Origin of the sequence: Microcoleus sp. OTE_8_concoct_300, from assembly GCF_031383065.1 — a bacterium.
In the GTDB taxonomy this organism is placed as follows: domain Bacteria; phylum Cyanobacteriota; class Cyanobacteriia; order Cyanobacteriales; family Microcoleaceae; genus Microcoleus.
Window position 1 is genome coordinate 1 of the sequence record NZ_JANMZH010000159.1, and the last position, 7,090, is coordinate 7,090.

A 7,090-nucleotide genomic window follows, 5' to 3' on the forward strand; every position below is an offset into this window, starting at 1 on the left:
AGTGCTCCGTGTGCCTTTCGTGGCTTTTCGCTGGATATTTGCTCTCAACTTGGCATAATGATTTCTAACTTTGGTAATTTGTTTACCGCTAAATGTATCTCCATCAGAAGTAACTGCAATATCAGTCCTACCCAAATCACAGCCCAAAACGTGATTGCTTGGTGGAGGCTCGGCTGGTTGAGATTCAAGCTGAATATTGAGATAGTAACTACCATAAGAGCGTTTGCACAAAGTAGCAGTCTTGGGGTTTTGACCTTTGAGCAATCCAAGTTGGTAGTTCCCGATAGCCAGTACAAACCGCTCCCTACCACCAGTAGTAGTCAAACTTACCGTCCAATCTTTTTCCCTAAAAGAAAAAATACGGGTATCGTAAGTGACGCTAGTAGGAGCAAAGCTGCTGACTGGCGAACCATCTTTTTTAGCTGTTTTTCTGTTGCCAGAAACCCGTCTAATAGCATGGATTGCCAACTGCGCCGAAAGTCCAAACATATCTCTAACAGTATGATATATCAAGGATTGCATTGCCAATTCATTTGTCAGAGTTGGCGACACAGTTTGATTCACATATTCACAAGGATTAGCGAACGCCTGAAGGGTTGCATCAACCTTGATGGACTGTTCAGGCGTTACTTGGAGCTTGCAAGATACTGTTAGGACTTGTTTCATGACATAATTGTATCACGCGTTGAAGAAATTCTGTCTGCGTTTGTAGATAATTTGTTCAGCTCTTGAGCCTCACGCGCATTCCTCCCGTCACTCAAGGTCGTACCGTTAGAGTGCGGGACTCCTGCTTTTTTAGTTGAAAAATGTAGAGGGGAACAGGCCGTCGGGCCTGTTAAGCGAGAATTCTGGAAGATGTCTGTTTGAATTTTTAACTGTGTATCGAAGTCTCGCTCCCCCTCGCATCCCCCTTAAGAAGGGGAACTTTAAGAGATGATTCGGATATGGAAATCGCTCAAGAGCCAAACGAAGTCCCTCTCTAAGAGACTAAGAGAGCCAGTTGAAGAACGAATTTTCTTAAGATTTGCGATCGAGACTCTAGACTATAATTAAAAGTAGAGAGTTTTAAACAAATCACGACACTTGCAAATTCGCAAGACTTGAAAGAAAACGTGGCTGGTAAATTCCCATTTTGTAATAGGTTGATACAAATCCCCGCCTAGCTTGAAAACTAGAGGGGGTTTTTGTGTTTTTCAGGCAGGAGATGAAACAATGGCTATTGCTACTATCAACCCGGCAACGGGAGAAACGCTGAAAACTTTCGAGGCGATTTCCTCGGAGGCAATAGAAGCTAAGCTGGAATTAGCACAGCAAGCTTTTAACAAATACCGCCACCTGCCGTTTGAGCAGCGAGCTCTGTGGATGCAAAAAGCTGCAGACATCTTGGAGCGCGATCGCGAAATTTACGCTAAAATTATGACCCTGGAAATGGGCAAAACGCTCAAATCTGCGATCGGCGAAGTGGAAAAATGCGCCTTAGTTTGCCGTTATTACGCCAAAAATGCCGCTCAATTTATGGCAGACGTACCCGCAACCACTGACGCTAGCAGCAGCTTTGTCCGCTACCAACCACTAGGGGCTATTTTAGCCGTCATGCCGTGGAATTTCCCATTTTGGCAAGTTTTTCGGTTTGCGGCGCCGGCGCTGATGGCGGGCAATGTGGGCTTGCTCAAACACGCTTCCAACGTGCCGCAGTGCGCTTTGAAAATAGAGGAAATTTTCACGGAAGCGGGCTTTCCCGAAGGAGTTTTTCAAACTTTGTTAGTGGGCGCCGACAAAGTAGCTGATATCGTTGCGGACGATCGCATCAAAGCAGCAACCCTCACCGGCAGCGAACCAGCAGGTGCTAGTTTAGCAGCAAATGCGGGCAAAAACTTGAAAAAAGTTGTACTGGAATTGGGAGGAAGCGACCCCTTTATAGTGATGTCCAGTGCTGATTTAGCAGCAGCTTTATCAACTGCTGTGACAGCGCGGATGCTCAATAACGGTCAATCTTGCATCGCGGCCAAACGCTTTATTTTAGCAGAAGATATCGCCGACGAATTCATCAAAGGATTTGTCGAAAAATTTGAGCAATTAAAAGTAGGCGATCCGATGTTGCCCGAAACCGATATCGGCCCTTTAGCTACTCCCGCCATCCTCAAAGACTTGGACAATCAAGTGCAAACTTGCATCCAATCGGGAGCAAAACTTCTGACAGGCGGCCGCCCATTGTCAGAGAATGCCGGCAATTTCTACTTGCCAACTATTCTGGCAGAGATTCCCCCGGATGCTGCTGCGCGTCAAGAAGAATTTTTCGGTCCGGTAGCTTTAGTATTCCGGGTTGCAGGCATCGATGAGGCGATCGAACTGGCAAACAGCACATCTTTTGGCTTGGGTGCGACGGCTTGGACTACAGTAAGAGAAGAGAGCGATCGGTTTATTTCCGAACTAGAAGCAGGCGCCGTATTCATCAACGGCTTAGTAAAATCAGACCCCAGGTTGCCCTTTGGCGGTATCAAACGCTCCGGTTACGGACGCGAATTGAGCATCCAAGGAATGCACGAATTCGTCAACATTAAAACAGTGTGGGTAAAATAAGTAAAACTCGATACACTGCTCGTAAAAATATCAATTAATCTGCGTTTATCCGCGTTCATCTGCGGTTAAAAAAATTAATCTAGTATTTTTACGAGAATTTGACCCAGACAAAAAATCCACACTTACAGAGGAAAAAAACGGAAATGAACACTGCTGAACTACTCGTAAAATGTTTAGAAAACGAAGGAGTAGAATACGTCTTCGGACTTCCAGGCGAAGAAAATTTAGAAGTTCTAGAAGCCCTGAGAAACTCTTCAATTAAATTTATTACTACTCGTCACGAACAAGGCGCCGCCTTCATGGCAGACGTTTACGGCCGCCTCACGGGCAAAGCAGGCGTTTGTTTGTCCACCTTGGGGCCGGGCGCAACTAACTTAATGACAGGAGTTGCTGATGCCAACTTAGACGGCGCTCCTTTAATAGCAATTACCGGACAAGTCGGCACTGACAGAATGCACATTGAATCGCACCAATATTTAGATTTGGTGGCCATGTTTGCACCTGTTACTAAGTGGAATGCTCAAATTGTCCGACCCAGCACGACGGCAGAAATTGTCCGCAAAGCCTTTAAAGTAGCTCAAAGTGAAAAGCCGGGAGCAGTTCATATTGACTTGCCAGAAAATATCGCAGCAATGCCTGTTGACGGACATCCGCTAACCAAAGACAACCGCGAAAAAACTTTTGGGGCTTACCAAAGCCTGAATAAAGCCGCTGTGGCAATTTCCAAGGCAAAAAGTCCTCTGCTGTTAGCAGGAAATGGCACTATCCGCGCTAATGCCAGCGAGGCTTTGACACAATTTGCTACTCGATTGAATATTCCTGTAGCTAATACTTTCATGGGCAAAGGCGTAATTCCTTACACTCATCCTTTGGCACTTTGGACGACGGGATTGCAAAAACGGGATTACATTAGCTGTGCTTTTGAAGAAACGGATTTAGTGATTGCTGTTGGCTACGATTTGATTGAATATTCCCCGAAAAAGTGGAATCCAGAGGGGAAAATCCCGATTATTCATATTGGAGCTCTGCCAGCAGAAATTGACAGCAGTTATATTCCTCTGGTTGAAGTTGTGGGGGATATTTCTGATTCCCTCAATGAAATTTTGCAGCGTGCCGATCGCATGGAGAAAGTAGACCCTTTTGCTAAGCAATTGCGGGCGGATATTCGCGCGGGGTACGAACAACATGCAGCCGACGACGGTTTCCCGATCAAGCCGCAAAAACTCATTTACGATTTGCGGCAAGTCATGGGCCCGGAAGATATTGTGATATCTGATGTGGGAGCTCACAAAATGTGGATGGCGCGGCACTATCATTGCGATCGCCCGAATACCTGTTTGATTTCTAACGGATTTGCGGCGATGGGAATTGCGATTCCGGGCGCGGTGGCTGCAAAACTCGTTTATCCCGATCGCAAGGTAGTAGCAGTCACGGGCGACGGCGGTTTTATGATGAATTGTCAGGAGTTAGAAACTGCTTTGCGTGTCGGTACTAATTTTGTGACGCTGATCTTTAATGACGGCGGTTACGGGTTGATTGAATGGAAGCAGCAAGATTATTTTGGTCATTCAGATTTTGTCAAATTTGGCAATCCCGACTTTGTGAAATTTGCCGAAAGTATGGGTTTAAAAGGCTATCGAGTGGAAGCTACAACGGATTTAATTCCGATTCTGAAAGAGGCCCTTGCTCAAGATGTCCCTTGCGTGATTGACTGTCCGGTAGACTACCGGGAAAATGCGCGTTTCAGTCAATTATCTGGGGATATGAGTTGCAATTTGTAAGAGTAGCCGAAATCAGGACACGGCAGTGCTGTTTCCCTACGGTTAATCTGGCGATGGTTACATCCTGAAAGTAGGATTGATTATTTTGGGGGAGGGAAACGGCTTGCTGTTCCCTCCATCGCTGTCTTGTTGAGGGTTATGTGCGATCGGGCTTTTTGACAAGTTGGGATGTAAGGGCGATCGGGTTATCCCCTAACGCAGCAAAGCAACAAATCCAGCTTGTTCAAAATGTTTATCATAGGCGAGTGCTTCTAATATATTTTGTTGCTGCATAATTTGAAATGATGTGCAATCTGTGTGACTCCATGCTTGATCTGGTCGGCTATTGTATAGCTCAAGTGCACTTTTGAATAGTTCATTTGTTTGACTAACTACTTCGATTTCAGGACTGTTAAATGAATGATTGATAAAATTAACGGCTTTTTGTCTATAAAAACTCCCCTTTCCAGAGAAGGCATTTAGTAATTCAGTAAATACCATTTCACTGGTAACAATGGGTACATTTTTTAGAGAGATTGTGAGATTTCGAGCTTTTTGATGTAGAGCATCATCGGGATTGAGTAAGGCAATCCAATAACCTGTATCAGCAAAGATTTTTCTCATTATTCTTCTTTGGGTGAGCCATACAAGTAGCTATCTAGATTTTTTGATAAGTCTCTCGGTAGCTGTGCATTCTCTTCTGCTGGTATTTCAGAATTAACTCGATCTATGAAATTCAAGAAAGATGGAAGGTCGGAATTTTCGGAATTAGGGTTGTGAAAATTATCTTGATTTGTTCTGGCTTTAATGAATAGCAAAAAGTTCAAAACTTCTCTCACTAAAGTATCGGGTGTTTGGGAAATTTCACGAATCAATAATTCTCTTTCTGACATTGTTTTATCCTCCTTCAGAGGTTGCTTGGTTTTTATTTCCTAGTTTATCTCAGATCGAAATTTTTTACAAGCACAGGAGAAGTGAGGGGCGATTCCCTACGGGATAGCTGCGCTTCACGCACTTTGGGACAATTTGGGATGTAAGGGCGATCGGGTTTTACGTTTCTATAATTAATGAGTTTGGCACTTATAAATTCGCTATAAACTCATCGGGTGCGATCTTTGCTTGCTTGAGAACACCGCTGAGAGTACCAATTTTTAACTCGCGGTGGAGTGGCACAACGCAAACAATTTCTCCGTCTGGGAGAGGTTTTTTGAGGACAATATGGCTACCCGTTTGCCTAGCTTGATAAAAGCCTAAACGTTCTAGTACACGAATTACTTCTAGGCTTGATATTCTGGGCAATTTAGGCATAGCTAACCTCTATGCTAGTTACAAACCTGGGACTTATTTTTGGTAAGGGACACTCTTCTAAATAGAGTTTTGTAGCTTCTTTGAGGTTGGCGATTGCTTCTTCTATGGTTTCGCCTTGGTCAACTGTGCCGACTTCTGGACATTCGGCAATGTACATATCTTCTTCTTTGTAAATGATGGCTGTGAAGCTTTGAGTGTTCATAAGGTTTTTGCTTCCATCATCAGAGGTTGCTTGGTTTTTATTTCCTAGTTTATCTCAGATGGAAATTTTTTACAAGTACAGGAGAAGTGAGGGGTGATTCCCTAGGGGATAGCTGCGTTTCACGCGCTTTTTAACAATTTGGGATGTAAGGGCGATCGCTAAACTTGTCAGGTAATTATGGTAATTTAAAAGTTAGGTAACTAGGACTGGCAAGAATGGAGGAATGTGACAACACAATTTTTCTGTCCATATCTCGATAGCGAGGTTGAACTCACTGAAGAGCGAGAAATACATATTGTGGATACACATCCCGATTTGCTACCATCTTATCAAGAAAGAATTGCTAAAACTCTAGCTGACCCAGATTTCGATGTGATTTACGTTTCGGCAATACTTTTCTATTTTCACAGCAGTATGGTAAGGGTCGCAAGGGTAGGTATGTTGTAGTAGCTGTTGTGAATGATACAGATCCCAGAGAGCGCTATTGGATCGTGACAGCTTACTTAACAAAAAATGTTACCCAAGGAGAGATAATATGGCAGAAAAACTAACTTTTAAATACGATGCTATTGGGGATATTTTGTACGTCAATAAATGTGCGCCTTATGCAGAGCAAGAATCGCAAGAACTAGAATATGGAATTGTGGCTCGTCTCAATTATGACACGGAGGAAATTGAAAATCTGGAAGTTATGTTTTTCTCAAAGCGGTTGCGAGAGAGTAATGTATTTGAATTACCGATTGTGGGTGAGTTGCACTTGAGTCAGAAGGTTTAAAAAAGTAGCGACACGCTACCACTCCCATTAAAATCCCGATCGCCTGTGTTAAAATTATGGAAGCTCAACCACGAGAAGTACAGAACTATCTGAAAGCCGATGGGACAAGTCCATTTGAAGGATGGCTTGATTCCTTTCAAGATACGAAAACTGTATCTAAAATCAAGAAACGACTCAGGCGAGTTGAGCTAGGCAATCTGGGAGACTATCGCTCAGTAGGAGCCGGAGTTTATGAACTTAAGATTGATTACGGCCCTGGCTATCGGATCTATTTTGGACAAATCGGGTTAACAGTTGTGTTGCTGCTATGTGGCGGTGATAAAAGCACTCAAGAGCAAGATATTAGCCAAGCTAAAAAATACTGGAGAGATTATGAAAGAACTCAAAGTGCCAACAACTAGAAGCTACCACGAATACTTGATTTCTTCTTTACAAACCCCTGAAAGTGCTGCTAGCTATATCGAG

The 7,090-nt window shown here is 43.7% G+C and carries 8 protein-coding genes and 1 pseudogene; 4 read left to right on the forward strand and 5 right to left on the reverse strand.

Features of this window, described 5'->3' with window-relative positions; all coding sequences use genetic code 11:
• A pseudogene (locus tag ACUVJL_RS07670) lies at window positions 1-666 on the reverse strand (RNA-guided endonuclease InsQ/TnpB family protein); the annotation flags it as partial.
• Between the two features lie 546 nt (window positions 667-1,212).
• Here ACUVJL_RS07670 and ACUVJL_RS07675 point away from each other — a divergent pair.
• Together ACUVJL_RS07675 and ACUVJL_RS07680 are read left to right on the forward strand one after the other, a co-directional pair.
• On the forward strand, window positions 1,213-2,580 hold the full coding sequence (locus tag ACUVJL_RS07675; RefSeq protein WP_445245307.1) for an NAD-dependent succinate-semialdehyde dehydrogenase: 1,368 nt from the start codon (window positions 1,213-1,215) through the stop codon (window positions 2,578-2,580).
• Between the two features lie 98 nt (window positions 2,581-2,678).
• On the forward strand, window positions 2,679-4,361 hold the full coding sequence (locus ACUVJL_RS07680; RefSeq protein ID WP_445245308.1) for an acetolactate synthase large subunit: 1,683 nt from the start codon (window positions 2,679-2,681) through the stop codon (window positions 4,359-4,361).
• Window positions 4,362-4,553: 192 nt separating this feature from the next.
• Here ACUVJL_RS07680 and ACUVJL_RS07685 read toward each other — a convergent pair whose 3' ends face one another.
• From ACUVJL_RS07685 to ACUVJL_RS07700, 4 genes are all read right to left on the reverse strand, one after another.
• Window positions 4,554-4,964, reverse strand: a complete 411-nt coding sequence (locus ACUVJL_RS07685; RefSeq protein WP_445245309.1) for a type II toxin-antitoxin system VapC family toxin — start codon at window positions 4,962-4,964, stop codon at window positions 4,554-4,556.
• Complete coding sequence (locus ACUVJL_RS07690; protein ID WP_445245310.1) at window positions 4,964-5,233, reverse strand: hypothetical protein; 270 nt, start codon at window positions 5,231-5,233, stop codon at window positions 4,964-4,966. The genes ACUVJL_RS07685 and ACUVJL_RS07690 overlap by 1 nt, the downstream gene beginning before the upstream one ends.
• Before the next feature lie 187 nt (window positions 5,234-5,420).
• Window positions 5,421-5,648 carry a type II toxin-antitoxin system HicA family toxin gene (locus ACUVJL_RS07695; RefSeq protein WP_445245311.1) on the reverse strand — a complete coding sequence of 76 codons (228 nt, stop codon included), beginning with the start codon at window positions 5,646-5,648 and terminating at the stop codon, window positions 5,421-5,423.
• Window positions 5,641-5,850: a type II toxin-antitoxin system HicB family antitoxin gene (locus tag ACUVJL_RS07700; protein ID WP_333122798.1), complete on the reverse strand. Its 210-nt coding sequence runs from the start codon at window positions 5,848-5,850 to the stop codon at window positions 5,641-5,643. The genes ACUVJL_RS07695 and ACUVJL_RS07700 overlap by 8 nt, the downstream gene beginning before the upstream one ends.
• Window positions 5,851-6,385: 535 nt before the next feature.
• On the opposite strand from ACUVJL_RS07700, the gene ACUVJL_RS07705 reads away from it, so the two are divergent.
• Together ACUVJL_RS07705 and ACUVJL_RS07710 are read left to right on the forward strand one after the other, a co-directional pair.
• The gene (locus tag ACUVJL_RS07705; RefSeq protein WP_445245312.1) at window positions 6,386-6,625 is read left to right on the forward strand and encodes a DUF2283 domain-containing protein; all 240 of its coding nucleotides are present in this window, start codon (window positions 6,386-6,388) and stop codon (window positions 6,623-6,625) included.
• A gap of 56 nt (window positions 6,626-6,681) precedes the next feature.
• The gene (locus ACUVJL_RS07710; RefSeq protein ID WP_333122784.1) at window positions 6,682-7,026 is read left to right on the forward strand and encodes a type II toxin-antitoxin system RelE/ParE family toxin; all 345 of its coding nucleotides are present in this window, start codon (window positions 6,682-6,684) and stop codon (window positions 7,024-7,026) included.
• Window positions 7,027-7,090 lie beyond the last annotated feature (64 nt).

Excerpts from the sequence above, each read along its gene's own strand:
- ACUVJL_RS07710 (WP_333122784.1), top strand. The coding sequence starts at position 6,682 with ATGGAAGCTCAACCACGAGAAGTACAGAACTATCTGAAAGCCGATGGG.
- ACUVJL_RS07675 (WP_445245307.1), top strand. The coding sequence starts at position 1,213 with ATGGCTATTGCTACTATCAACCCGGCAACGGGAGAAACGCTGAAAACT.
- ACUVJL_RS07690 (WP_445245310.1), bottom strand. The coding sequence starts at position 5,233 with ATGTCAGAAAGAGAATTATTGATTCGTGAAATTTCCCAAACACCCGAT.
- ACUVJL_RS07685 (WP_445245309.1), bottom strand. The coding sequence starts at position 4,964 with ATGAGAAAAATCTTTGCTGATACAGGTTATTGGATTGCCTTACTCAAT.
- ACUVJL_RS07700 (WP_333122798.1), bottom strand. The coding sequence starts at position 5,850 with ATGAACACTCAAAGCTTCACAGCCATCATTTACAAAGAAGAAGATATG.
- ACUVJL_RS07695 (WP_445245311.1), bottom strand. The coding sequence starts at position 5,648 with ATGCCTAAATTGCCCAGAATATCAAGCCTAGAAGTAATTCGTGTACTA.
- ACUVJL_RS07705 (WP_445245312.1), top strand. The coding sequence starts at position 6,386 with ATGGCAGAAAAACTAACTTTTAAATACGATGCTATTGGGGATATTTTG.